Source organism: Pseudomonas sp. 5Ae-yellow, from assembly GCF_014077575.1.
Lineage (GTDB): Bacteria > Pseudomonadota > Gammaproteobacteria > Pseudomonadales > Pseudomonadaceae > Halopseudomonas > Halopseudomonas neustonica.
The window spans coordinates 88491-115078 of record NZ_JACGWE010000002.1; the positions used below are offsets into that span (position 1 = coordinate 88491).

Consider the following 26588-nt stretch of genomic DNA (forward strand, 5'->3'; position numbering starts at 1 on the left):
TAACTCCAGTAAGTTGGGTTTGGCCTCCACGCATCCCAATATCCAACCCCGAAGGGCACCCAGGATACCGTGACGATACGTGTGCGGATTTAAGGTTCACCTGACTCCGGAAAACCGGACGTTTGTTCAGGCGCCGCGCTTTATACCATATATAACAGGGCGAATAAAGTTCCTCTAGCGGCTTACAGCACTTCACGCTGTCTCAACAGCCGGGCTCAGGTCTGGTAGAATCCGAGGTTTGTCACACTTTCGCCTGCTGGCGTTTAATCAAGAGAAACCTGACATGACCGTATCCATCAAGACACCGGAAGACATTGCCGGCATGCGCGTTGCCGGACGCCTGGCAGCCGAGGTGCTGGAGATGATCGGCGAACACGTCAAGCCTGGCGTTACCACCGAAGAGCTCGACCGCATTTGCCACGACCACATCGTCAACGTGCAGCAGGCCATTCCCGCCCCGCTGAACTATGGTGGCGCGCCAGGCCGCATGCCGTTCCCCAAGTCGATCTGCACATCCATCAATCACGTCGTATGCCACGGCATACCCAACGAAAAACCATTGAAGAATGGTGATGCGCTGAATATCGACGTAACCGTGATCAAGGATGGTTACCACGGCGATACCAGCAAAATGTTCATCGTTGGTGAGGCACCCGAGTGGGTTGAGCGTCTGGCACGCGTGACTCAAGAGTGCATGTATAAAGGTATCTCGGTCGTGCGTCCCGGCGCTCGTCTGGGCGACATCGGCCAGATCATCCAGGATCATGCGCACGCCAACCACTACAGCGTGGTGCGTGAGTACTGTGGCCACGGCATTGGCAAGGTGTTCCATGAAGACCCCCAGGTGCTTCATTACGGGCGCGCAGGCACTGGCATGGAACTGCAGGAAGGCATGACCTTCACCATCGAGCCGATGATCAATCAGGGCCGCGCAGAAACACGCCTGCTGGGTGATAACTGGACCGCCATCACCAAAGACCGTAAGTTGTCAGCCCAATGGGAACACACCATTCTGGTGACCGCTGACGGTTATGAAGTCCTTACCCTGCGCAGCGAAGAATCCTTTCAATAGCAGTAGCCGCCAGTCACAGCCAAGGCCACTAACTGCCAAGGATAAAAACCATGGATAACGCGCTTTTCGATCCGGGCCAGTTCCAAGCGGAGCTGGCATTAAAAAGCAGTCCTATCAGCGCTTTCAAAAAAGCCATAAGGCACGCCGACAACGCGCTGCAAGGCCGCTTTGAGAGCGGGCGCGATATCCGACAACTGATCCACGAGCGCGCCTGGTTTACCGATCAAATACTGCAGCAGGCATGGGCCAGACTCGACTGCGCCCAGGATCCAGGCATTGCCCTGCTGGCTGTTGGCGGCTATGGCCGAGGCGAACTGCACCCGCATTCCGATATCGACCTGCTCATTCTGGTGCGCGACGATCCCGAAGCCTTCCGCTCTTCGATCGAAAACTTCCTTATGTTGCTGTGGGACATTGGCCTGGAAGTGGGCCAGAGCGTGCGTTCCATTGAGGAGTGTGAACAGGAAGCAAAGGCTGACCTCACAGTCATTACCAACCTGATGGAGTCACGCACACTGTCTGGTGACGAAGTCTTGCGCCAGAGCATGCTGACTGCGATCAGCACCAAGAACATGTGGAATGACGCCGAGTTTTTCCGCGCCAAACGCGCCGAGCAACAAGCTCGTCACGCCAAGTTTAACGACACCGAGTACAACCTTGAGCCCAACGTTAAAAGCTCACCCGGCGGTCTGCGCGACATCCAGACCATCGCCTGGGTTGCCTTGCGTCACTTTGGCACCAACGATCTGCGCAAACTGGTTGATCAGGGGTTTTTGAACGAGCCCGAGTACGACATTCTTACCGCTGGCCGCGATTTTCTCTGGAAGGTCCGCTTCGCCCTGCACAACCTGTCCGGACGTGCCGAGGACAGACTGCTGTTTGACCACCAGCGCGCACTGGCAAAGATGCTCGGCTACGAAGGCAATGACAGCAAGTTAGCGGTAGAGCGCTTCATGCAGAAGTACTACCGCGTCGTGATGTCACTGTCAGAACTGAACGATCTGTTGATGCAGCATTTTGAAGAGATACTGCTGCGTGACGCCGAAGCCGCCGATATTCGCCCGCTCAACAGCCGCTTTCAGATACGTAACCACTACATTGAAGTCACCAACCCCAACGTCTTCAAGCGCACCCCTTTCGCCATTCTCGAAATTTTCGTGCTTATGGCTCAACACCCTGAAATTCGGGGCGTGCGCGCCGAGAGTATCCGTCTGCTACGTGACCATCGTCACTTGATCGACGATGATTTTCGTACCGACATTCGCAATACCAGCCTGTTTATCGAGCTGTTTCGCTGCAAGGAAGGCATTCACCGCAATTTGCGCCGCATGAATCGCTACGGCATTCTCGGCCGCTATCTACCCGAGTTCGGCAAGATTGTCGGTCAGATGCAGCACGACCTTTTCCACATCTACACGGTCGACGCACACACGCTCAACCTGATCAAGCATCTGCGCAAGCTCAATCGCCCTGAATACCAGGATAGATACCCCCTGGCCTGGCGCATTTTCTGTCGCCTGCCCAAGCCGGATCTGTTGTATATCGCCGGCCTTTATCACGACATTGCCAAGGGCCGCGGCGGCGACCACTCGGAGCTGGGCGCCGTCGATGCGGAGCAATTTTGTAACCGTCACCACTTGCCCGCCTGGGACACGCATCTGGTCAGTTGGCTGGTTGAAAGCCACTTGCTGATGTCAACGACAGCGCAACGCAAGGATATTTCCGACCCCCTGGTGATCCACGACTTTGCGGTCCGTATGGGCAATCAAGTACGCCTTGACTACCTTTACGTGCTGACCATTGCCGATATCAACGCGACCAACCCTACGCTGTGGAACTCCTGGCGCGCGTCGCTGCTGCGTCAGCTTTACACCGAAACCAAGCGGGCTCTTCGTCGCGGCCTCGACAACCCGCCGGATCGCGACGAGCACATTCTGCAGACCCAGCAGGCGGCACTGGATATTCTGGTGCGCAACGGTATTGAAGAGGAGGACGCCGAAGCGCTCTGGGCCGAGCTGGGTGATGACTATTTCCTGCGCCATACCGCCAGCGATGTGGCGTGGCATACCGAGGCCATAGTGCAGCACAGCAGCCGGCACGGTCCGCTGGTGCTCATCAAGGAGACCGCGCAGCGCGAATTTGAAGGTGCGACCCAGATCTTCATTTACACGCCTGAGCAGAACGATCTGTTTGCCGCCACCGTATCGGCCATGGATCAGCTCAACCTGAGTATTCAGGATGCACGCATCATCACCTCAACCAGTCAGTTCAGCCTCGACACCTACATCGTGCTCGACTCGGGCGGTGATTCTATTGGCGACAACCCTGAACGTATCCGCCAGATCAAAGCCGAGTTGATTGCAGCGCTGTCTGATCCCGACGCCTTCCCGACTATTATCCAGCGTCGCGTGCCGCGCCAGCTCAAGCACTTTGCCTTTGCGCCCGAGGTGACGATCTTCAACGATCCGAACGGCCAACACACGATTCTGGAGCTCAGCGCACCCGACCGGCCAGGCCTGCTCGCCCGCATGGGCCGCATTCTGCTCGACTTTGACATCAGTGTGCAGAACGCCAAGATCGTGACCTTGGGCGAACGCGTGGACGACGTTTTCGTACTGACTGATGCCGACAATCAAGCACTATCCGACCCGGCTCTATGCGAGAGTCTGCAGCAAACCATTATCGACACCCTGAGCAGTACCCAGCCAACCGAGCAGGCGTACAGCAGCCCAATTGCCATTGGCCCCTGAGGACTCTGAATGAATAGCGACCTGCAACGTCTGCAGCCCTACCCCTTTGAAAAGCTGCGCGCGCTGATAGCAGATGTAACTCCCAATCCGGCGCTACGCCCGATTTCACTGTCCATTGGTGAGCCCAAGCACCCCTCTCCGCCTTTTGTATTGGAGACGCTTGCCGCCAATCTGGACCAGGCAGCGGTCTACCCGACCACGCAAGGCAAGCTTGAATTACGTCAGGGCATAGCAGACTGGCTGACCCGGCGCTTTAACCTAAAGGCAGGCAGTCTTGACCCCGCGCAGCACGTCATTCCGGTCAACGGCACACGCGAGGCGCTATTTTCCTTTACCCAAGCCGTGATAGAGCGTGATCCACAGGGCCTGGTAGTCAGCCCCAACCCGTTTTATCAGATCTACGAAGGTGCTGCGTTTCTGGCCGGTGTGGAGCCTTGCTATCTTGCCTGTGACGCCAGCAACCACTTCATTCCTGACTTCGGCAAGGTACCCGCTGACGTCTGGCAGCGCTGCCAACTATTGTTTATTTGCACACCAGGCAATCCAACCGGCTCGGTCATACCGCTCGACACCTTGCAACAACTGATCAAGCTGGCTGACGAGCATGACTTCGTTATCGCCTCCGACGAGTGCTATAGCGAGATCTACTCGCCTGAGGGCCCTGCACCTGTTGGTCTATTACAGGCCTGCGCCGCCATGGGCCGTGACGACTACAGTCGCTGCGTGGTATTCCACAGCCTGTCCAAACGCTCAAACCTGCCTGGCCTGCGCTCGGGCTTTGTCGCTGGCGATGCCAGCCTGCTGCAACCCTACCTGCAGTACCGCACCTATCACGGCTGTGCCATGCCCGTGCAAAGCCAGCTCGCCAGCCTGGCGGCCTGGCAGGACGAAGCTCACGTCGTGGATAACCGCAGTCAATATCAGGCTAAATTCGACGCGGTATTGAGCATCCTCGGTGAGGTCATGGAGGTGCAGCGCCCCGACGCAGGCTTCTATCTGTGGCCCGTCACGCCGATTGATGATGACACCTTTACTCGACGCCTGCTGGCCGAGTACAACGTAGCCGTTGTGCCCGGACGTTACCTGTCACGCGACATTGATGGTTATAATCCCGGCGCGGGACGCGTGCGCATGGCCTTGGTCGCGCCGCTGAGTGACTGTATCGAAGCTGCCGAGCGCATCCGCGACTTCATAAAGGGTCTGTAACACGTGATTACTCTCTATGGCATCAAAGCCTGTGACACCATGAAAAAGGCGCGTACCTGGCTGGAAGACCATCAGGTAGATTATGCTTTTCATGATTACAAGAAAGACGGAATCGACACCGAGCATCTTCGCGCCTGGTGCGCCGAACACGGCTGGGAAACCCTGCTCAACCGCAAGGGCACGACCTTCCGCAAGCTGGATGAAGCAGACAAACAAGACATCGACACCGACAAGGCCATTGCTCTTATGCAGGCCAACCCTTCGATGATCAAAAGACCGGTACTGGATACCGGCTCACAGCGCCTGGTTGGCTTCAAGCCGGAATGGTATGCCAGCGCGTTCGACACCAATGCATAGCATCAAAGGAACCACCCCATGAGCGAATGTTTCAGCCTGGCCTTTGGCATCGGCACCCAGAACAGCGCAGGCAACTGGATTGAAGTCTACTATCCGCAGCCCATGCTGAACCCCGACAGCGCACTGATTGACGTCGTCAGCGAGCAACTCGGCTACAGCGAAGGCAACCAGGCCATCAGTTTCTCCACCAGCCAATGTGCAGCACTCGCCAGCGCACTGAAGCAAGCAGGCTTTGCCGAAGCTAGCGCACTGATCGAACAGATGGCCAGCAGCACACGTCCGCTGGTCGCCACGGTATTGGCCACTGACGAAGCGCCTGTGTCCACCCCCGAGGCCTACCTCAAGCTGCACCTGCTCTCGCATCGCCTGGTCAAGCCACACGGTGTTGTTCTGGCAGGTATTTTCCCGCTGCTACCCAACGTTGCCTGGACCAATCACGGCGCCATTGACGTTAACGAGCTACCGCAACGCCAACTGGCTGCTCGCCTGCAGGGCCAGTCACTGGTGGTCAACAGCGTCGATAAATTCCCGTCCATGACCGATTACGTTGCGCCATCCGGCATTCGCATCGCCGATACCGCCCGTGTGCGCCTGGGCGCCTACGTTGGCGAAGGCACCACCGTCATGCACGAAGGCTTTATCAACTTCAACGCGGGTACTGCCGGTACCAGCATGGTCGAAGGCCGTATTTCCGCCGGTGTGTTTGTCGGCAAGGGCTCGGATCTGGGCGGCGGTTGCTCGACCATGGGCACATTGTCCGGCGGCGGCAACATTGTCATTTCCGTTGGCGAAGGCTGCCTGATCGGCGCCAACGCCGGTATCGGTATTCCGCTGGGCGACCGCTGCACCGTAGAAGCCGGTCTGTACATCACCGCCGGCATCAAGGTCACTCTGCTGGACGACGCCGATAATCTGGTCGAGATACTCAAGGCGCGCGACCTGGCCAACCAGTCCGACCTATTGTTCCGCCGCAACTCGCAAACCGGCGCCATCGAGTGCAAGACCAACAAGAGCGCTATCCAGCTGAACGACATGCTGCACGCGCATAACTGAGCGCCTTCGGCGCCCAGTAGCTGCAAGCAACAAGCTTTAAGCTGCAAGCAGTGATGTGAGAGGCCCGTTCCGGTTATCGGTTCGGGCCTTTTTTGTAGCTGCAAGCTGCAAGCTGCAAGCTGCAAGCTGCAAGCTTAATAGTGTGGAGCCAGTTGCAGGCTTTGCGTCAACATCTCGATTGCACCTCAACACAAAAAACCACCTCACCCAAACTGCCTTTGGCTTTTGGCTTTTGGCTTGAAGCTTGAAGCTTGCAACTTAAGGCTTGCGGCTTTCGGCTTGCGGCTACTGTTCAGCGCAACAACCGCTGCACCGCCTGCGCAGCAGCGACCATGCCGAACGTCGCCGTTACCATAGTCACCGCACCAAAACCGCCAGCGCAGTCCAGGCGCACACCTTCACCGACAAAAGCCTTTTGCTGGCAGACCGAGCCGTCTGGCTGGGGGTAACGCAGTTGCTCTTTCGAGTAGACGCAGGGCACGCCAAAACTGCGCTTGCTGCCGGACTTGGGAAAGTTGTGATCGCGGCGCAGCTGCGAGCGGGCTTTGGCTGCCAACGGATCGTTGACGGTCTTTGACAGATCGGACACGGTAACCTGGGTCGGATCTGTCTGCCCTCCCGCGCCGCCTGTGGTAATAACGGCAATCCTGCGGCGTCGGCACCAGGCAATTAACGCTACCTTGGCCTTGATACTGTCAATGCAGTCCACTACACAATCAACATCCTCGCCAAGATAGTCTTCCATGTTCGCCGGGCTGAGAAAGTCGAGAATCGGATTCACCCCGCAGGCAGGATTGATTGCGCGCAGACGCTCTGCCATGACCTCGACCTTGGGTCGACCGATATTGCCTTCCATCGCTGGCAACTGGCGATTGGTATTGGTCACACAGACTTCGTCCAGATCAATCAGCGTGATACGGCCAATCCCGGTTCGCGCCAGCGCTTCAGCCACCCAGGTGCCGACCCCGCCAATACCCACCACCACCACATGACTGGCCTGCAGACGTGCCAATGCATCGACGCCATACAGGCGTGCTATGCCACCAAATCGCGGATCATCTGTCGTCATATTCACTCCACTGCTGTCAGCCAGCGAGTATATCAGCGCGCAAGTCACTCGGCGTACTGCAACGCTTGATCAAATAACATCCAGCTTGGCCCAAGGCCCGCCAGCCATACGCTGGCGAAAGCTATCCTTGGGTTATCCACAGATTCATCCCCGGTATTTGTGCACAAGCCAACAGAGCGCTTTGCATGGATGTGGAGAGCCACCTGTGGGAGAATCAGCGTCCATCACTACGGAATATCCCATGCCCCGCAAAACCAGCCCCAAGGCGTCGACCAAAACCGGTCTGCACCCACGCAACCGCCATCAGGGCCAGTATGATTTCGCTGCACTGACCAGCGCCAACCCCGCACTGCGTGGGCATCTCATCAATTCGCCAGCAGGTGGCAGCACGCTCGACTTCAGCAAACCAGACGCAGTCAAGGCGCTGAATAGCGCTCTGCTCAAGCTGCAATACAAGGTGCGTGATTGGGATATTCCACCCGGCTATCTCTGCCCCCCTGTCCCGGGACGAGCAGACTATCTGCACACCCTGGCAGACCTGCTCGGCGACAGCCACGACGGCAAGATACCCACAGGCAAGAAACTGGTCGGTCTGGACCTGGGAACCGGCGCCAACCTGATCTATCCGTTGATTGGCAGTCATGAGTATGGCTGGAGCTTTGTCGGCAGCGATATCGATCAGACAGCACTGGATAACGCCGAACGACTGCTCGATACCAACGCCACTGCAGCCCAACGCATCAGCCTGCGCCTGCAGCCGCACAATGAGCATCTTTTTCGCGGCATCATCAAGCCGGAAGAACAGTTTGATTTTACCCTGTGCAATCCCCCCTTCCATGCCAGCGCAGAGGAAGCCCGCGCAGCTAATCAGCGCAAGTGGCAACAACTCAACAAGCAGGCCGAAAGCAAAGCCGGCGTGCTCAACTTTGGCGGTCAGGCCAGTGAGCTGTATTGCGTAGGTGGCGAAGCCGGGTTTTTATCGCGCATGGCAATTGAAAGCGCGGAATTTGGCCGCCAGGTATTCTGGTTCAGCAGCCTGGTCTCAAACGCTGACAGTCTTAAGCAACTACCCACCCAGTTGCGCGAACTCGGCGCAACCGATGTTCGCATCATGGACATGGCACAAGGACAGAAGCGCAGTCGCCTACTGGCCTGGACCTTTCTCGACAAGAAGCAGCGACGCGCATGGCGCAAAGCACGCTGGCCCGCTGCCAGCAAACCCGACTGATACGCCTTTTACCCGATAACAGCAGCGACTGCTCGGCTGTGCTCTGGCCTTGCAGTTCACTCTGGTATCATGAGCGCCAGACACATCAACAGCGAAGCGAGCCATGACCGAGCTATCCCCTACCCTGTCCCTTGCCTGCGATTTGATCTCGCGCAATTCCACCACCCCTGAAGATGCAGACTGTCAGCAGTTGATGGGCGAGCGCCTGGCGGCAGTGGGGTTCAAGCTGGAACAACTCAACTTTGGCGAGGTAGATAACCTCTGGGCCCGGCGCGGCGACAGCGGACCGGTCCTGTGTTTTGCCGGTCACACGGATGTAGTGCCAACCGGCCCGCTGGAGAAATGGGATCAACCGCCCTTTGAGCCGGTTATTCGTGATGGCATGTTGCTGGGCCGCGGCGCAGCAGACATGAAAGGCAGCCTTGCCGCCATGCTGGTCGCCGCCGAGCGATTCGTTGCCAAGCACCCAACGCACAAAGGCTCCATTGCCTTCCTCATCACCAGTGACGAAGAAGGGCCAGCGACTGAAGGCACCGTCAAGGTAGTCGAGACCCTGGTTGAGCGCGGAGAAAAAGTCGACTGGTGCATCGTTGGCGAGCCATCGAGCACTGAGCTGGTCGGTGACGTCGTAAAGAATGGCCGCCGCGGCTCGTTGAACGCCCGCCTGGTCATCAAGGGCAAACAGGGGCACGTAGCCTACCCACACCTGGCGCGCAATCCGATCCATCTGGCAGCACCGGCGCTCGCCGCCCTGGCAGCGGAGATGTGGGATGAAGGCAATGACTTTTTCCCACCCACCAGCTTCCAGATTTCCAACATTCACTCCGGGACGGGTGCCACCAACGTGGTACCGGGTGAGCTGGAGGCGCTGATCAACTTCCGCTTTTCTACCGAGTCTACGGTCGAAGGGTTACAGGCGCGTGTGCGTGCCCTGCTCGACCAGCACGGCCTGGACTATGAGCTGCACTGGACCGTCTCCGGACTGCCGTTTCTGACCGAACCTGGTGCCCTGCTCAACGGCGTCGCGGCAGCCATCAAGCAGGTAACCGGGCGTGACACTCAGCCCTCTACTTCCGGTGGCACCTCTGACGGCCGCTTTATCGCGACCATGGGCACTCAGGTAGTCGAGCTAGGTCCGGTCAACGCTACCATCCACCAGGTCAACGAATGTATCAAAGCCAGTGACCTGGATATTCTTACCGATATCTATGAAGCCACACTGGAACGGTTACTCGCCTGATGATCGAACTTATCTGCCCGCACTGCCATGACGCGCTCCTGCAGACCGACCGACAATGGCGCTGCGTCAACGGCCATAGCTACGATCAGGCTCGTCAGGGCTACCTGAACCTGCTGCTGGTGCAGCATAAGAACAGCAAGCAGCCGGGCGATACGCCACAAATGCTGAGTCACCGGCAGGCGTTTCTGGATGCGGGGCATTATCAACCGGTAAGCGATGCGATCAATCAACTGTTGGTCGCCGAAACCCCGGCGCGAGTGCTCGACATGGGATGCGGTGAGGGCTATTACACTAGCCGACTGGCTAGCGTACTGCCGCAGGCGCAACTGGCGGGGCTGGACATCAGCAAGGACGCCATCCTCAAGGCCTGCCGACGCAGCAAGGATATACAGTGGCTGGTGGCCTCCAGTGCCCGCCTGCCAGTAGCGGATCAGAGCCTGGACGCGGCACTCTGTGTATTCAGCCCCTGGTCCCCAGAGGAGTGCGTGCGTACCCTGCGGCCTGGCGGCAAGGTACTGATTGTCGGACCGCATGGCGATCACCTGATGGCACTGCGTGAAAAGCTGTACGACAGCGTTCACCCTACACCCGAGCTAATCAAATCATTGCCGGATGAATTGCACATCGTTTCGCAAAGCACCCTGCGCTATGCTCTGCAGGTGCCAGCCGACGAGCTGGCCAATCTCATTGGCATGACACCACACGGTTTCCGCAGCCAGCAGGAGCGCCAGCAGGCGCTGTGCGCCAGCGGCATCGAAGGCCTGGAAGTCGCCATGCAGATGGTATTACTGGAACGAAGCTGAACAACAGATCAATTGCTCCCCGAGGATACGTCGTGCGCCAACCTGACATTGAGATCTATCTGCGCGAAGACCACGTCAAGGATTTGCTTGCCTGGATACCCGAGGCCTTGGGACCACTGGTCCTCGAAGAAGCCAAGGGCAACACCCGACAGGGTGTTATCCAAAGCACTCCGGCAATCCCGTTGATGATAGTGCGCAAGGCCGCCGGCAAGTGGACCAGCATCTGGTTTGACAGCGCCGAGACGCCCTGGGCAAGCGACACCGAGTGTGCACATGCCGTCCATACCGCGCTGGGTCATGAGGTGCGCTGCTCAATCGGCAGCTGGGACGAAAGCGAGGGCGTTATCGATCCCGACCGCTGGCTAAAGGTCAATGCCGATGGCGAAAGTGAATTCGTCTGGGCGCTCTAGCCGATGATTGATCAGTACCACTGGATCATGGCCGCTGGCAGCGTGTTGCTGGCGGTCTGTGCAGTGGTCATGCACTACGAAATTCTGTCGCGGCTCAACGCCTTTATCACCACGACTCGCTGGGCCGAGCGCCCGCGCATCCTTACATTGATCTTTGTGCTATTGATCGCTCACATCGGCGAAATCTGGCTGTTTGGCATAGGCGCGCTGCTTATGCTTGAGATACCTGCGCTAGGCAGTATTGCCGGGCTGCCGGACCCTACCCTGTTCGAGACGGTCTATCTGTCGGCCACCACCTATACTACATTGGGTTACGGTGACATCACGCCGGTAGGCAACATCCGTTTTCTCTACGGTACCGAGGCACTTACAGGGCTGGTATTGATCACCTGGTCCGCCTCGCTCACCTTTGTTGAGCTGCAACGGCACTGGCGTCGCCGAGCTGATCCCGATAGATAGACAGTGTCACCCAGAGATACGATCCTGATGGATCATCCATGCACCCCCAAATGCAGAGAGCACCATGACAGATAGCATGCTGATCACCTGCCCGCACTGCCATCGCAAAAACCGTTTGCCGGTCGAGCGTTTGAGCGCTAACCCGCAATGCGGAGCCTGCAAACAGAGCCTGTTCAACGGTAAACCACTCGCGCTAACGTCAGCGCAATTTGCCAAGCACAGCAGTGCCGATTTGCCGCTGGTAATCGATTTCTGGGCAAGCTGGTGCGGGCCCTGCCAGCAATTTGCTCCGGTATTTGAGCAGGCAGCAAGCCGTGCCGAACCCCGTGCGCGCCTGATCAAGATAGATACCGAAGCCGCACCGGACCTTGCGGCACGCTTTGCCATACGCAGTATCCCCACCCTGCTGATTCTGCATCACGGCAAAGAGATAGCACGCCTGAACGGCGCCATGCCAGCGCAAGAGTTTGAACGCTGGCTGCTGACCAACCTACCTGCGCTCTGACAGTTACAGACACTGTTGAAAGCACTGGCAGTGCTGTGCCCTGTACAGGGCAAGTAGGAAAGAGGGAATAAATCAGAGCAAGAGACAAAATAACAACCGGCGACTCGACCCATGTCGCCGGCTATCAGCAAACGCGACTATTCGCCGACTTCCACCTCTGCTGGCTGCAGATCGGCTGCACGCAGTGCCAACTGATCATGCTGGGCCACGCTGAGCTGATAAGCCCAACGAGGATCAATACGCACATCCAGCGGCTGCTCGTCGCTTTGCTTGACCGCATCCACCGTCAACCAGTACTGATTGTCGAGTTGGTATAGCGACGCTGCAAGCTGAGCGCCCGACCAGGTATCGAGTTGCATCGACAAGCCAGGCTGACCCAGCGCCAGCTTGCTGCGCAAACTCACGTTCTGCGCCTGCAGGTTGGCCAGGGCCAACACCATGGAATTGAGTTTGCGCTCCTGCCCCTCTGCCGACGCCTCACCAGCCAAACGGAAGTTGTAGTCGCCCTGCTCCGCCTTGTCCAACACCAGCGTCTCGCCATCGGCATGTTCCCAGCGTGCCTTGGCAATCTGCTCTAACGGCACATTGCTGACCTGCAAATCAAGCCAATCATGGCTGTTCACCGAGACAGTCAAAGGCCGGTTGATCAATAGCACCTGATTGGCGTCGGCGAAACGGAGCAGTTGCCCCTTACCCACTGCGTTACCGTAAAGCAGACCGAGTGTGGTATCGCCCGCATCGAGGGTGACCTGCAATACCGGTAGCTCGCTGTCGGCACTGAGACCAAGACGCTGATGATAATCAGGGTTATCGGTTTTCTCTTCCTGTACCTCAGCGCCACGCAGATTCAGTAGCAAGGCCGCCAAACGTGGCTGTAAGACCGGGAAGTTATCGCTATTGGCTACCAGCCACTGGTCGTCCTGGCGCACCAGCTTCACTTCCTGCTGACCACGCTGCAAGGTAATCGCCTGCGTATCTGCCAGAATCTGTAACTGCTGTTCAGACAGCAGTTTATGACTTTGCAGGTCGACCTCGCGGTCGTCCTTGCGTGACTGTAAAGCCGCCGCAACCAGCACCACGGCCAGAAGCGCGACTACCAACAATACTATCTTGCGCATCTCGTCCCTCCTCAGTGCTTGCGACGCAAACGGCCAACCAGCCACCAGATCAACACACCCAGTGTCAGCAGCAATGGCACCAATGCGATATTGATGAACTTCAAGCGCGTACCCAGGTTATCGATATCGGCATTGAGCTTGTAACGCACGTCGCGCAACTGCTTGCGGATCGCCAGCTTCTCGTCAATAAACTGCTGAATTGCATCACGCTGCTCAGCCGTCAGTTCGGTCAACTGGTTGGGGTCCTGATTCTGCTGCAGTTGAGCCAGGCGCTGATCGGTTTCCGCCAGCTGTTGCTGCAAGCGCTGCTCACTGGCGCGGAAGCGACTTTCAGCATCACGCTGCAGTTTTTCAACCACGGTAAACGGACGACTGAAGTCACCACGCGAACGCACACTGATAAGGGCATCAGAACCGGACAGATTATCCAGCGCGTTAATCAGGAAGCCGCCATTGTCAGCCCACGGCTGCGGAATGCGCTGGCCAAACAGATCCTGCACCTGCACCCACATGCGGTCGGTCAACATGTCGGTATCAGCGACCACCACCACGTTGATGTTGTCAGCCTGTTGCAGACCCGGATCATGCCCTTCCATGCCTTGCGGATAGGCAGATTTGGCGGGGCCAGTCAGGCGCGCGGCGAAGGTATAGGTGTGATCATCCGCTTTGAATCCCTTGAGTAGCTCTTCGGGATCACGCAGTTTGGCGAATGCATCGCTGGGCATCAGACTGCTGTTGGCTGTACTGGTCAGCAGCGGCGTAAAGTGCGTCTGCCCGCCGTCAACCGGAATCAGCGCACCGCCGGTGCCCACTGTGAGCAGCTGCAAAGGCGCGGTAATGGTGTCGTCGCTGTCGATCTGCGCAGGCTCCACTTCCAGCCAGCCGATATGACGCGCCGGTAATTGGCCCTGCCCACGGCTAACCGACATACCCTGGCTTTCATCTACCACCACTTGCTCGGGGTTATACTGCACACCCCAGGCTCTCAGCAGCGGTCCAAGATCAGACGATTTACCGTCCGCCATGCCTTCGATCATCGCTTCCATCGCCTGATCAGACTCGGCATAGGGATCAATAAAGGCCAGCAACTTACCGCCGCCCAGGACAAACTGATCGACCGCATAGAGCGCCGCTTCAGTTAACGACTTGGGATGGATCAGCAGTAACACGCCAATATCGTCAGGAATCTCATCGACGTCGTGCTGCAGTTGCTCTACCTCAAACATCTGCTGCATTTGCTCCAGTACCACCCAGGGTGGCGCCGGCTGCTGCGAGTAAGGTGAAGCTCCGCCACCAATGGGCAGACCGGAAATCAGGCCAACCTTAGGCTTTTCAGTCTCGGCCAGGGTGCTGATAACGCGGCTGAGCTCATACTCGAGCATGCCCTCTTGCTCCAGCGCAAAGAACGGAATCACTTCACGCTGAGCCAGCTCGTTGGTGCCTGCCAGACCAAAGTACAGGTTATCGCCGGTTTGGTTCAGCGGTATGGCCTGCAAACCAAATTCGGCGGCGCGGTCTTCAGCTTCCGAGAAAGGCTGCGGGTCAATGATGTGCAAGCGAATCTTGCCATCAGCCTCACGCTCGTATTCCTTCAGCATCTCCTCGACGCGCTTGGCATAGTTGCGCAGCGCCACATTCTTTTTACTGGCCTGATCGGAAAAGAAGAAATACAGATCAATTGGCTCTTTCAGGTCAGCCAGAATCTGCTGAGTACCATCGGAAAAGGTATACAACTTCTGCTCGGTAAGATCGATACGCGCGCCCGGCAGAAACACGTTGGTGGCCATATTGAAGGCAACAAAAGCCAGCAGCAGCACCAGTAACCCGGCGCCAGAATAAATTAAACGTTTCATGAATGCTCCTTTGCCTCAATCGGCCTTTTTCAGGTCGATGACAATCGCAGTGGCGAACAACCAACCAGCCATCAGCGAGAAGAAATACAGCAGGTCACGCAGTTCCAGTACGCCGTGACTCAATGCACTGAAGCGAACCTGAAAACTGAATGAGGCAATGGCATCGACCAGCCACTGGGGCGCCCATGTGCTAAAGAAGTCGAGCACCATGGGAATACCGGCAGCGATGAAGATGAAGCAGACGACAACGCTGAGAATGAACGCGATCACCTGATTCTTGGTAGCGGCCGACATACAGGAGCCGATGGCCAGATAACCGCCAGCCAGCAGCCAGCTACCGATGTACCCGGTAAAGATGGCGCCGTTATCCGGGTTACCCAAATAGTTGACGGTAATCACGATCGGAAAGGTCAGCAACAACGCAATACCAACAAAGACCCAGGCGGCGATGAACTTGCCCAAGACCATGTCGGTGCGCGATACCGGCAGCGTCATCAGCAACTCGATAGTTCCCGACTTGCGCTCCTCGGCCCATAGCCGCATGGCAAGCGCTGGCACCAAAAACAGGTATAGCCAGGAATGGAATGAGAAGAACGCGTTGAGGTCGGCCTGACCAGCGGTGTAAAAACCGCCCAGATCGAAGGTAAATAACGCCGACAACACCAGAAAAATGACGATAAAAATATAGGCCAGCGGAGTGGCAAAATAGCTGCCCAACTCGCGTTTGAAAATCACACCCAGATTACTCATGCCGCCTCCCCTGACGTCAGACCACGGAAGACGTCATCCAGACGACCACGTTCTACCGACAGCTCTGCGACCTGCCATTGCTGCTCGCGAGCCAGTTGTCCTACCGCCGGGAAGATCACCTCACCCGGTTTGGCCAGCACGGTCAATTGCTGACCATCATGCAGGCTTTCCACCGCCAGCACGCCTGGCAGTTGTTGCAACGCTTGCGTATCAACGCTGTGCGACAGGGATAAGGTCACCGCCTGGTGATAGCGCGAGCGTGCTTCCAGCTCCTCCGGCGTACCGTCAGCCAGGAGTCGACCGCGACCGATGATCACCGCGCGGGAACATACGGCGCTGACCTCTTCGAGAATATGTGTAGAAATAACCACGATCTTGTTACTGCCTTCGGCCAACTGTTGAATCAGGTGGCGCACATGATGCTTCTGGTTAGGGTCCAGACCATCAGTGGGCTCATCCAGAATCAGCACCTGCGGGTCATGCAGGATGGCCTGTGCCAGCCCGACGCGCCGCTTGAAGCCTTTCGACAGGGTCTCAATGCGCTGGCCCAGCACCGATTGCAGTTCAACTTGCTCAACCGCACGCGCGACCCGCTTGTGCTTTTCGGCACCGCTGAAGCCACGCACAGAGGCAATAAACTCAAGAAAACCCTTCACCCGCATATCGCCGTAGCAGGGAGCCCCTTCGGGCAGATAACCCATCTGCTGCTGCGCCTGCAGGATCTGCGTCTGCACATCAAAGCCGCAGACCGATGCCGAGCCACCATCAGGTGTCAGGAAGCCGGTAAGCATTTTCATGGTGGTGGATTTTCCGGCGCCGTTGGGGCCGAGGAAGCCGAGCACTTCGCCCGGTTTGACGTCGAATGACAGATTATCGACGGCGACGTGCTCGCCGAAGCGTTTGGTCAGGCTATTTATACTGATCATGCCTTTTATTATTCCCCCAATGTATAGGTCGCAACGTGCCCGTGGGCATGCGCTGCCAGGCACTCGCTTCTTTCCAGGATTGAACGCATGGTCATGGACAATGGCAACGTGCGCTGGTTCACACTTCCCGGGTGTAAAACCTGCAGCCGTTTGTCACAGCGCGGAATGAGTTCAATTTTACTGGAACGCGTTGCGCTCAGGGCAATGACTATATGAATCCCCCGTACGCATTTCAAGCAAGGATATACCGGCGCGCCAGACGATCTCGCACAAGCCGGGCTGTTACTGCCGTGCAAACGCGATAGAATTCGTGCCTAAGCCCCTGACAGCAGGACTGTCAGCGATTCAACTGCCTTGAGAACACTATGCCCGCAGACTACTCCTCTTTATTCGGTCGCATGCGTTTTGGCCTGGCCAGACGTCTGCTTTATGTCTGGGCTAAATCAAAAAGCATTGGCAATCCCGCTGGCGACCTTAAAGTCGACCCACTCAAGCCGGTGATCTACGTTTTACCCTACCGCTCCCTGTCTGATCTTATCGTCGCTGACCGTGAGTGCGTCAGGGCGGGACTACCTCGGCCAGTAAGGCCGCCACGCGAGCCTCTGGACCAACACGAATCCTTCGTTTTCCTGAGTAACGAGCGCTCCTGGGTTGGCAGGCCTGACTTGCGCCGCCAATCACCGCGCATGGGGCAAATTCTCGACGCAGCCGAACAAGGCTGTACTGAAGTTCAGCTGGTACCGATCACCGTCTTCTGGGGACTATCGCCCGATGCTGAGTCTTCGCCGATCAAGCTGCTGTTTGCCTATAATTGGGTCGGTGGGCGTTTGCGCAAACTGCTCGCAATACTGGTGCACGGGCGCAAGATTCGGGTGCACTTCGGCGAAAGCCTGTCACTGCAGACATTGACCGCAGGTGAACCCGACCACGAACGCCACCTGCGCCGGGTCAACCGTCTACTGCGGGTTCACTTCCGCCATCAGCGCGCAGCCGTCGTCGGCCCTGAACTGGTTCACCGTCGCACGCTGCTCAAAGGCATGCTGCACGCGCCCATGGTGAAAGAAGCGATACGCCGCGAAGCGGCCGAGAACAACATCAGCCAGGACAAGGCGCAGGTACTCGCGGCACGCTACGCCAACGAAGTTGCCTCGGACTTTACCTACAGCATCATCCGCTTTCTTGAAGTGGTGCTTTCGTGGTTCTGGAACAAGCTTTACGACGGCATAAAAGTAAATAATATCAAGCGAGTACACGACATTTCACGGGGCAACGAGATCATCTACGTACCCTGCCATCGCAGTCATATCGATTATCTTCTGCTCTCCTATTTGCTGGTGCGTAACAGCCTTACGCCACCGCATATTGCCGCTGGCATCAATCTCAACATGCCGGTAATCGGCGGTATCCTGCGCCGTGGCGGCGCCTTCTTCATGCGGCGCACGTTCAAAGGTAATCAGCTTTACACCGCGGTTTTCAACGAATACCTGCACACGCTGTTCAGCCGCGGCTTCCCGGTCGAATACTTCATCGAAGGCGGTCGCTCGCGCACCGGCCGCATGCTCAGCCCGAAAACCGGCATGCTGGCAATCACGCTGCGCAGCTTTCTGCGTTCGCCGCGTCGCCCCATCGTGTTTGTACCTGTCTACATCGGCTATGAACGGGTACTGGAAGGCCGCACGTACCTCGGCGAACTACGCGGACAAAGCAAGAAAAAAGAGTCTATTTTTGATCTGTTCCGGGTCATTTCTGCGCTCAAGCTGCGCTTCGGTCAGGTAGCCGTCAACTTTGGCGAACCTTTGCCGCTGGCTGATTTCCTCGATCAGCAGCAGCCCGATTGGCGTAAGCAGCCATTGGCACCAGACTACCGACCAGCCTGGCTTAACGACACCACTAATCAGTTGGCGCGCACCCTGACCAGTGCAATCAGTGCCGCAGCAGACGTCAACCCGGTTAATCTGGTCGCGCTCGCTATGCTGTCTACCGCGCGCCTGGCGCTGGATGAAACGTCACTGGCACGGGTACTCGACCGATACGCCGCACTGCTGCGCCAGGTACCTTACAGCGCCAGCGTGACCCTGCCCGACATGGATGGGCAGGCGATGATCAAGCATGTGGAAGACATGCAGATGATTCAGCGCCAGTCTGACGCCCTGGGCGAAATCATGGTCCTGGATGAGCCGCAAGCCGTACTGATGACCTACTACCGCAATAATATTGTGCACTTGGTCGTACTGCCTGCGTTGATTGCCTGTCTGTTCCAGAATAATCCGCGCATGAAGCGCTCACAGATCGAACGTCTGATTCTAGGCATTTACCCTTATTTGCAGGGCGAGCTGTTTTTGCAATGGGACGAACAGACGCTGCCGCAAGCGATACAAACCTGGGTCGACAGCCTGGTAGAGCAAGGGCTACTGCGTGAAGAGGATGAACAAATTCACCGCCCCGACCTCAGCTCAAGCGACTTTGTCATGCTAAGCCTGCTGTCGCGCAGCATCATCCAGGTTCTCGAGCGCTTTTACATGGCGTCCGCTTTATTGCTGAATTTCCCCAATGGCACACAGACTGCCGAGCAGTTGGAGGCATTGTGCTCGGTGATGGCTCAGCGACTGTCGATACTGCACGGTCTGAATGCCCCCGAGTTTTTCGACAAGACGCTGTTTCGCCAATTTATCCAGCGCCTTATCGACCTGCACGTTGTCAGCGCGGATGAGGAAGGTCGACTGCACTATGTAGCAGGGCTGGAAGACATCGCGGAAAACATTGCCAAGCGGGTGTTGAGCGCCGAAATTCGGCTTTCGATTCGCCAGGTAGCGCGCAGCTCAACGGCGGAATAAAGGATTACTCCAGCCGCTTCTTGCCGTAAATATCGTAGCGGCTGGACTGCCCTTTCATCTCCGCACTGGGTGCTGGGCCTGCAATGGCCGGCGCCTTACGCGGCCTTTTTACTGCAACTCGATGGCTCGCCAGCGCCAAAGCGGCGCGAAGCAGGGCTGGAGCGTCGTTGTCATCACCCGCGAGCGGTCGAAACAGCCGCATTTCCTTTTTGACCAAGGCCGACTTTTCCCGATGTGGAAACATCGGATCCAGGTGAATCACCTGCGGGATAGCCTCAGACCAATCGCGCAGCGCGCTAATGGCATCACAGTGAATGAGCCGCATCCGGCTAGCTATCTCGGCCACCTCCCCTCCTGCTTCGCGGGCGCGCCTGAGACCATCTTCCAGCAAGGCAGCAATAACCGGCTGACGCTCCAGCAAGGTCACGTCACAGCCAAGTGACGCCATAACGAAGGCATCGCGCCCCAAGCCTGCGGTAGCATCAAGGATACTGGGGCGCACCGCACCGCGAATACCCACCGCGCGAGCGACCATTTGCCCGGCGCCGCCGCCAAACTGACGACGGTGAGCCAGCGCACCACCGACGAAATCAACCCGCACCGCACCGGTGGCTGCCGCTCCCGGGACATCAGCCTCAGTGCTTCGCAGACTCAGGCCTTGCTCATCCAGACACAGTAACAGCTCTGCCAGCGGCCTATCCGGCGCTTGCAAGGGTAGCAGCAAGCGCTGCGCCAGTTCCGCTGAAGCCTGCTCAAATCCTTCGGCACCCGCCAATGCCAGGGTGACCCGGCCGTCATCACGGCTCATTCAGCGTACTCCCTATCCACCATATTTATTCCTAGTCAAAACAGATCAACCTGCTCAGGTTGCATGGCCGCTTCCTGCTCACCGGGCCAGCAAGGCATGACCGGCAGACTGGGTACCCGCTTCTGTAATTGCTGATAAAACAGGCGCGCGAGTTGTGGGGCCAGCCGGTTATCGGGCGTATGCATAAAGATCATGGGTTGATGCCCCGAGCGCAACCACTCGGCACATTTATTCAGCCAGGGCTCTAGCGCGCGCAGATTAGCACTGTTATCCATACCGCCGACAAAACGCACAGCAGGTCGGTTGGATAGCGCCACCGCGTGCACCGGCAGACGGGGTTTACGCTCCTTGGCTTCAAGCGTGGCCGCCGAGGCGTCATCACTGGCAAAGAGCGCGCGGGTATCAAAGATAATGCGCTCAATACCTCGCTCGTGTAATTGGCGATTGAGGTGCTGCTCGTTCTTATCCTTGCGGAAAAAATCGAGATGACGCACTTCTACGGCGTAGTCAAAGTCGCGCGGCAACGCATCCAGAAAAGCAATCAACTCAGCGATTCTTGCGGGAGAGAAGCGCTGGGGCAGTTGCAGCCAGATAGGACCAAGACGCTGTCCGAGCGGCGCCATGCGCGTAAAGAAGTCGCGCAGCGCGGGGGCATCTGCGGTCAACCGCGAACCATGGCTGATGTCGCGCGGCAACTTGGCGCAAAAGCGAAAATCAGTCGGCATCAACTCAGCCCAACGCGCTACGCGATCAGCGCCGGGCAAAGAATAAAAGGTGGTATTGCCCTCTACCGCAGCAAACACACTGCAATATTGCGCCAGTCGCTGATCGGCATCACTACCGGAACTGTACAGCGTGCCCTGCCAAACAGGGTCGGACCATTGTGTGCAGCCCAGCAAAATGGGGTTGTGATCAGGTACCGCCACAGATCAGGCGAACAGATCGATGCCGAAGACGCTATTCGACTCGCCATCCACGGGAATACTGGCAGTCGCCTCGTAGCTGGCCAACGCCTGGTTAGCGCGACCATAAACGGGTTGCTGAATCTCACGGCGAGCGGGAATGTACTCGGCATTAGCGGAGGTGGCATTGACCGAGCGGGTTGTCAGCGAGCGACTAGCCGATACGCTATTGGCCTGCTCTGCGGCTGGCGCACGCGCAGCATCAACCGGCGCAGCGCTGGTAACGTTACGATTGCTGCGCTCCGGGAGCGTATTGTATGGATTCAGGCCGTCAACACGCACTGATGATTCTCCGCTATCAAGACGCTCAGATTAGCGCTGCGCCTTGGGCGTGGCAACCTTGTCGCGCAAATAGATGGGCTGGGCGTCGGCGGCATCAAGCACCTCACCCGCCAGCCAGCGCGGTAAGGCCAGCGCCAGCAGGTCGCGCGCATCAGGCAGCATGTCGGACCAGTACCGCGACGGCTTGACCGCCAGGCGATCAGCCAACTGCCAGCCGGTACCCGCCCCCGCCACATCGGCCTGCCCGGTCTCGAGCGGCAACTCAACCTGCTCCGGCGCACATACCCGCTCGTCGCAAAGTGGCCGCATAACGCCATCATTAAGGGCAAATACACCCCAATAAACTTCATCCATGCGCGCATCAATGGCGGCCGCAACGTATTCAGCCTGATGCTCGCGCCAGGCGCGTTGCGCCAAGGCTGCCAGGTTAGAAATAGCGATAACCGGCTTGCCGCTGGCAAAAGCCAGACCCTGTACCATGCCGGTAGCAATGCGCACGCCAGTGAAAGCGCCCGGGCCGCGACCAAACACCAGCGCATCCACGTCGCCAAGAGCAATGCCGCGCTCCAGCATCAGCTCTTGCAGCATCGGCAAAATACGCTGTGCATGCTCACGTGGAATAACCTCGCTGCGATAGACCACTTCACCCTCATGCAGCAAGGCTGCCGAACAGGCCTCGGTAGCGGTATCCAGAGCTAGCAGTGTGGTCATGGGCAATCCGTATTGAGTTCAAGGTGGGCTGGAATTCTACCCAAATGCAAAGGCCCGTGCGACAGGACGTCAACACGGGCCTTTGCCACATCGGATGAAGATCAGCTCAGCGCTGCCAACACCTTGGTGGTGATCTGCTCTACCGAGCCAACACCTTCTACCTTGGAGCACTTGGGCGCACCGTTTGCGGCAGCCTGCTCGCGGTAAAACTCGACCAGTGGCTTGGTCTGAGTGTGGTAAACCTGCAAGCGCTTGCGCACGGTTTCTTCTTTGTCGTCTTCGCGCTGAATCAACTCATCACCAGTCACGTCATCCTTGCCCGCGACTTTCGGCGGGTTATGGTCGACGTGATAGATGCGGCCTGAACCCGGATGTACGCGACGCCCGGACATGCGCGCAACAATCTCTTCGTCAGCGACAGCGATTTCCAGCACGTGATCCAGCTTGATACCCGCATCTACCAGCGCTTCAGCCTGCGGAATAGTGCGCGGAAAGCCATCAAACAGAAAACCATTGGCGCAGTCATCCTGAGTGATACGTTCCTTGATCAAACCGATGATCAGATCATCGGAGACCAGCCCGCCACTGTCCATGACTTCCTTGACCTGCTTACCCAGATCAGTACCCGCCTTGACCGCTGCACGCAGCATGTCGCCAGTAGAAATCTGCGGAATACCGAAACGCTCACAGATAAACTGTGCTTGGGTACCCTTGCCCGCACCAGGGGCGCCTAACAGGATGACTCGCATGATTTACTCCTCGTCTAACTGAAACCACGCCAACGGCGGCAACTGGCCAAACCTTGGCAGAGGACAGGCGCGTAGGCCGTCAAAAAAACTATTCAACCCACGCAGGCGGGGGCAAAAGGGCGTTCAACATACACGCACGCGCCAGCGCGCACAAGCAGGACCATTGTCGCACCCATATAACTTATTGAATTAAATATAAAAGACGCCTAAAACCAGCTGGCAATGGCGCCCTTCAACGGCGATCAACCGGTATTGCGCATCCCTGCAGCAATACCGGCCACAGTGACCAGCAAGGCGCGTTCCAGATCAGGATCGATGCGCTCGCCTTGCGCCCGCGTGCGCGCCATCAATTCCGCCTGCAGCAGATGCAAGGGGTCCGTGTAGGGATTTCGCACCGCAACGGACTCACCCAGCGCCGGGTTGTGGGCCAATAGCGTGTCGCTGCCGCGCACAGTGAGAATGACCTCTGTGGCCTGCTGCAGATCTGCGCGCAGCCGCTCGCCAAGGGGCCAGAGTTCTGGACTGGCCAAACGCTGTTCATAAAAACGCGAAATACCTGCATCCGCCTTGGACAAGACCATTTCAAGCATTTCAATCCGCGCCAGAAAGAACGGCCAGCCTGCCATCATATCCTGTAAAGCAGCGCCTTCGCCGGCATCCAGAGCCTCTTGCAACGCCTGCCCGGCGCCCAGCCAAGCTGGCAACATCAGACGTGTCTGGGTCCAGGCGAATATCCAGGGAATAGCGCGCAAGGTCTCGATACCGCCTTGGCTGCGGCGTTTGGCTGGACGGCTACCCAATGGTAACCGAGCCAGCTCCTGCTCTGGCGTCGCCTGCCGAAAATACTCGACAAACTGCGGCTCCTCGCGCACGACGCCGCGATACACCTCAACCGAGCGATCCGCCAACCGTTGCATCAGCTCGCGCCAAGCCGGTTCAGGGGCAGGCGGCGGCAGCAGACTGGCTTCCAGTACCGCACTGGCATAGAGCTGGAAGCTTTGAATGGCGATACCTGGCAAGCCAAACTTGAAGCGGATCATCTCGCCCTGCTCGGTTACCCGCAGCTGCCCCTGCACCGACCCGGGTGGCTGCGACAAGATCGCCATATGTGCCGGAGCGCCGCCCCGGCCAACAGTGCCGCCGCGACCATGAAACAGACGCAGACGCACGCCACGTTGCTGGCAAACCTTCACCAGCGCTTCCTGAGCCCGATACTGAGCCCAGCCCGCAGCCAATGTGCCCGCATCCTTGGCTGAGTCGGAGTAACCAATCATCACCTCCTGCTCATCGCCGACCAACGCACGATAGTCCTTCAGTGACAACAGGCGATCGATAGCGTCAGCTGCGTGATCCAGGTCCGCCAGGGTTTCAAACAAGGGCGCCACGCGCATCGGCCACTGTACGCCGGTCTCTTTCAGCAGCAGTTTGACCGCCAATACGTCAGAGGGGTGCGATGCCATGGAGATCACATAGGAGCCGAGCATCAGCTCCGGCTGGCTGGCGACGACACTGCAGGTAGCCAAAACTTCAGCGACGTCGGCGCTGGGTTTCCAGTCAGTCGGCAGCAACGGACGACGATTGTGCAGCTCGGTTAACAGAAACCGGCAGCGCGCCTCTTCGTCCCACTCGGCGTAATTACCAAGCTGCAGGTACTGCGTCAGCTCGGTGAAGACGTCTGCATGCCGCCCCGCATCCTGGCGAATATCCAGTTTAACCAGACCCAGACCAAACGCATTAACGCGACGCAAGGTATCCAGCAAGGGGCCGTGGGCAATGCGCCGCATACCGAGCTGGACTAACGATTGATAACAGGCCTCAAGCGGACCGCGCAGCTCGTCCAGACTTTGTAGCACCGCATCTGCGGGCGCAACCTCATCGGTGAGGGCGGTCTCGGCCCAGTCACGCGTTGCCAGCAGTCGCGTTCTTAATTGCTTGAGCACCGCACGGTAAGGCTCGGCTACGTTACCCGCCAGCGCCAACAACTCATCCGTAGCAGCATGCATGGATAACTGGTTAGCCAATGCTTCGATGTCTCGCAGATACAGGTCCGCCGCCATCCAGCGGCCAAGCAGTAACACCTCTCTCGTCACCGGCGCAGTCACGTTGGGATTACCGTCGCGGTCACCGCCCATCCAGGAGGCGATACGTACCGGCGCGGCGCGCAACCCCAGATGCTCGCCGGTTGCGGCATGAATATCTGCATCAAAGCTGCGCAGAAATTGGGGTAGCGCCTGCCACAGAGAATGTTCAATGACAGCAAACCCCCACTTCGCTTCGTCGACCGGCGTTGGGCGATTATGTCTAATCTCGTCGGTATGCCAGGCCTCGCTGATCAGCCGCGCCAGGTCCTGGCGCACGGATTCATGCTCAGCAGCCGTCAGGTCGTCGTGATCACCGCGGGCCAATGCTTCTGCAATGGCATCGTATTTCTGAATCAGCGTACGGCGTGTTACCTCGGTTGGGTGTGCCGTCAGAACCAGCTCGATGTCCAGCGTATTGACCTGTTGCATGATCCTTTCAGAGCTAAAGCCTTCATCCTGCAAACGACCTAGCAGGTCACTGACGCAGCGCATCTCAAATTCCAGCGGCTCATCTGCGCGCCGCCGACGAATACGGTGATGCTGTTCCGCGATATTGGCCAGATTGAGAAACTGATTAAAGGCGCGGCAGACTGGTAGCAGTTGGTTGTCAGGCAGATCCTGCAACGCTGCCAGCAGCTCTTCATGGGCTGCACCATCCTGCTTGCGCCCCTGTTTGGCGCCAAGACGAATACGCTCAATACGCTGCAAAAAATCGTCGCCCAAATGCGCCTTGATAGTTTGCCCAAGCAGAGTGCCCAGCTTGTTTACGTCTTCACGCAGGCGAGCATCAATTTCAGTCATACAGGTTCCTCCGGCCGAGTAGATAAACAGCATGCGATGCAACAAAGACGCTGACAAGGGGTCAAGAGTAGTAAGTGCGATGAAATCAGGCAGTACAAAGCTGCCTAAACCACTAGCGTAAGGCACAAATGGTCTATGCTGGAAATGTCGCCACAAGCGAATCCAATAGGACTAGGGGGAACCATGAAGATCCGTGAACTCACCCAAAACTGGGAACAGACTGCAAAGGGCCGCGTAACGCGAAACAGCTACGAGGTAAAACTCTGCCTGGAGGACGCTGCCCGTCTGGCAGCGCTGCACGAAATGTATCCCAAGCGCCAGGTTGAAGATCTGATTACCGATCTGCTCAGCTCGGCACTGGAAGAACTCGAAGCCAGCCTGCCCTATCAAGCAGGCACGGAGGTCATATCGCGCGACGAGCTGGGCGATCCTTTGTACAAGGATGAAGGCGCAACTCCGAGATATCTGGCTCTCAGCCGCAAGCATTTACAGCAGCTGGTGGAACAACAACAGGAAATACAGCACTAGCCTGCGCTTGCACTCAGCTCAAGCACAAAAAAG

At 57.7% G+C, this 26588-nt stretch carries 24 protein-coding genes; 13 read left to right on the forward strand and 11 right to left on the reverse strand.

Features of this window, described 5'->3' with window-relative positions:
• Positions 1–283 precede the first annotated feature (283 nt).
• Genes map through dapD form a run of 5 tightly spaced genes read left to right on the forward strand, consistent with a single transcriptional unit; the run spans position 284 to position 6438 of the window.
• Positions 284–1072, forward strand: a complete 789-nt coding sequence (map, locus tag H4J77_RS02430) for a type I methionyl aminopeptidase (protein WP_123888644.1) — start codon at positions 284–286, stop codon at positions 1070–1072.
• Positions 1073–1113: 41 nt separating this feature from the next.
• Positions 1114–3822 (forward strand): [protein-PII] uridylyltransferase, encoded by a 2709-nt coding sequence (locus H4J77_RS02435; RefSeq protein ID WP_123888643.1) that lies wholly within the window; start codon positions 1114–1116, stop codon positions 3820–3822.
• Positions 3823–3831: 9 nt separating this feature from the next.
• Positions 3832–5028: a succinyldiaminopimelate transaminase gene (gene dapC / locus H4J77_RS02440; RefSeq protein WP_123888642.1), complete on the forward strand. Its 1197-nt coding sequence runs from the start codon at positions 3832–3834 to the stop codon at positions 5026–5028.
• Between the two features lie 3 nt (positions 5029–5031).
• On the forward strand, positions 5032–5385 hold the full coding sequence (locus H4J77_RS02445; RefSeq protein WP_256671249.1) for an ArsC family reductase: 354 nt from the start codon (positions 5032–5034) through the stop codon (positions 5383–5385).
• An 18-nt stretch (positions 5386–5403) separates the two neighbouring features.
• On the forward strand, positions 5404–6438 hold the full coding sequence (dapD, locus tag H4J77_RS02450) for a 2,3,4,5-tetrahydropyridine-2,6-dicarboxylate N-succinyltransferase (protein ID WP_123888641.1): 1035 nt from the start codon (positions 5404–5406) through the stop codon (positions 6436–6438).
• 292 nt (positions 6439–6730) lie between these two features.
• Here dapD and tcdA read toward each other — a convergent pair whose 3' ends face one another.
• Entirely contained in the window at positions 6731–7507 is a 777-nt protein-coding gene (gene tcdA / locus H4J77_RS02455; protein WP_123888640.1) for a tRNA cyclic N6-threonylcarbamoyladenosine(37) synthase TcdA, read from the reverse strand.
• 241 nt (positions 7508–7748) lie between these two features.
• Here tcdA and rlmF point away from each other — a divergent pair, with 241 nt between their 5' ends.
• The 6 genes from rlmF to trxC all read left to right on the forward strand — a co-directional run bounded on the left by rlmF (position 7749) and on the right by trxC (position 12152).
• Entirely contained in the window at positions 7749–8735 is a 987-nt protein-coding gene (gene rlmF / locus H4J77_RS02460; protein ID WP_123888639.1) for a 23S rRNA (adenine(1618)-N(6))-methyltransferase RlmF, read from the forward strand.
• A 103-nt stretch (positions 8736–8838) separates the two neighbouring features.
• The gene (dapE, locus tag H4J77_RS02465; protein ID WP_123888638.1) at positions 8839–9975 is read left to right on the forward strand and encodes a succinyl-diaminopimelate desuccinylase; all 1137 of its coding nucleotides are present in this window, start codon (positions 8839–8841) and stop codon (positions 9973–9975) included.
• Positions 9975–10778 (forward strand): putative RNA methyltransferase, encoded by an 804-nt coding sequence (locus tag H4J77_RS02470; RefSeq protein ID WP_123888637.1) that lies wholly within the window; start codon positions 9975–9977, stop codon positions 10776–10778. Before dapE ends, H4J77_RS02470 begins: the two co-directional genes overlap by 1 nt.
• Positions 10779–10810: 32 nt before the next feature.
• Positions 10811–11188 carry a hypothetical protein gene (locus H4J77_RS02475; RefSeq protein ID WP_123888636.1) on the forward strand — a complete coding sequence of 126 codons (378 nt, stop codon included), beginning with the start codon at positions 10811–10813 and terminating at the stop codon, positions 11186–11188.
• 3 nt (positions 11189–11191) lie between these two features.
• Positions 11192–11647, forward strand: coding sequence for a potassium channel family protein (locus H4J77_RS02480; RefSeq protein WP_123888635.1), 456 nt, complete (start codon positions 11192–11194; stop codon positions 11645–11647).
• Between the two features lie 64 nt (positions 11648–11711).
• Entirely contained in the window at positions 11712–12152 is a 441-nt protein-coding gene (gene trxC, locus H4J77_RS02485) for a thioredoxin TrxC (protein ID WP_123888634.1), read from the forward strand.
• 137 nt (positions 12153–12289) lie between these two features.
• Here trxC and H4J77_RS02490 read toward each other — a convergent pair whose 3' ends face one another.
• Genes H4J77_RS02490 through H4J77_RS02505 form a run of 4 tightly spaced genes read right to left on the reverse strand, consistent with a single transcriptional unit; the run spans position 12290 to position 16799 of the window.
• Entirely contained in the window at positions 12290–13270 is a 981-nt protein-coding gene (locus tag H4J77_RS02490) for a DUF4340 domain-containing protein (RefSeq protein ID WP_123888633.1), read from the reverse strand.
• A gap of 11 nt (positions 13271–13281) precedes the next feature.
• Positions 13282–15123 (reverse strand): Gldg family protein, encoded by a 1842-nt coding sequence (locus H4J77_RS02495; RefSeq protein WP_123888632.1) that lies wholly within the window; start codon positions 15121–15123, stop codon positions 13282–13284.
• Between the two features lie 15 nt (positions 15124–15138).
• Positions 15139–15873: an ABC transporter permease gene (locus tag H4J77_RS02500; protein WP_123888631.1), complete on the reverse strand. Its 735-nt coding sequence runs from the start codon at positions 15871–15873 to the stop codon at positions 15139–15141.
• Positions 15870–16799, reverse strand: a complete 930-nt coding sequence (locus H4J77_RS02505) for an ABC transporter ATP-binding protein (protein ID WP_123888630.1) — start codon at positions 16797–16799, stop codon at positions 15870–15872. The genes H4J77_RS02500 and H4J77_RS02505 overlap by 4 nt, the downstream gene beginning before the upstream one ends.
• Before the next feature lie 365 nt (positions 16800–17164).
• Between H4J77_RS02505 and plsB the strand changes: the two genes are divergently transcribed.
• Complete coding sequence (gene plsB / locus H4J77_RS02510) at positions 17165–19633, forward strand: glycerol-3-phosphate 1-O-acyltransferase PlsB (RefSeq protein WP_182246893.1); 2469 nt, start codon at positions 17165–17167, stop codon at positions 19631–19633.
• Positions 19634–19637: 4 nt separating this feature from the next.
• Here the strand turns inward: plsB and H4J77_RS02515 are convergent, their stop codons facing one another.
• From H4J77_RS02515 to ppc, 6 genes are all read right to left on the reverse strand, one after another.
• Positions 19638–20441 carry a class I SAM-dependent methyltransferase gene (locus tag H4J77_RS02515; protein ID WP_182246895.1) on the reverse strand — a complete coding sequence of 268 codons (804 nt, stop codon included), beginning with the start codon at positions 20439–20441 and terminating at the stop codon, positions 19638–19640.
• A 35-nt stretch (positions 20442–20476) separates the two neighbouring features.
• Positions 20477–21367 carry a DUF72 domain-containing protein gene (locus H4J77_RS02520; protein ID WP_310734920.1) on the reverse strand — a complete coding sequence of 297 codons (891 nt, stop codon included), beginning with the start codon at positions 21365–21367 and terminating at the stop codon, positions 20477–20479.
• Positions 21368–21370: 3 nt separating this feature from the next.
• Entirely contained in the window at positions 21371–21685 is a 315-nt protein-coding gene (locus tag H4J77_RS02525) for a hypothetical protein (protein WP_123888627.1), read from the reverse strand.
• A gap of 30 nt (positions 21686–21715) precedes the next feature.
• Positions 21716–22396 carry a tRNA (adenosine(37)-N6)-threonylcarbamoyltransferase complex dimerization subunit type 1 TsaB gene (gene tsaB / locus H4J77_RS02530; RefSeq protein WP_182246897.1) on the reverse strand — a complete coding sequence of 227 codons (681 nt, stop codon included), beginning with the start codon at positions 22394–22396 and terminating at the stop codon, positions 21716–21718.
• A gap of 101 nt (positions 22397–22497) precedes the next feature.
• Complete coding sequence (gene adk / locus H4J77_RS02535) at positions 22498–23145, reverse strand: adenylate kinase (RefSeq protein WP_123888625.1); 648 nt, start codon at positions 23143–23145, stop codon at positions 22498–22500.
• A gap of 242 nt (positions 23146–23387) precedes the next feature.
• Positions 23388–26027 (reverse strand): phosphoenolpyruvate carboxylase, encoded by a 2640-nt coding sequence (gene ppc / locus H4J77_RS02540; protein WP_182246899.1) that lies wholly within the window; start codon positions 26025–26027, stop codon positions 23388–23390.
• Between the two features lie 183 nt (positions 26028–26210).
• Here ppc and H4J77_RS02545 point away from each other — a divergent pair, with 183 nt between their 5' ends.
• Entirely contained in the window at positions 26211–26555 is a 345-nt protein-coding gene (locus H4J77_RS02545) for a pilin assembly protein (protein WP_123888623.1), read from the forward strand.
• The last annotated feature ends 33 nt before the right edge of the window (positions 26556–26588 follow it).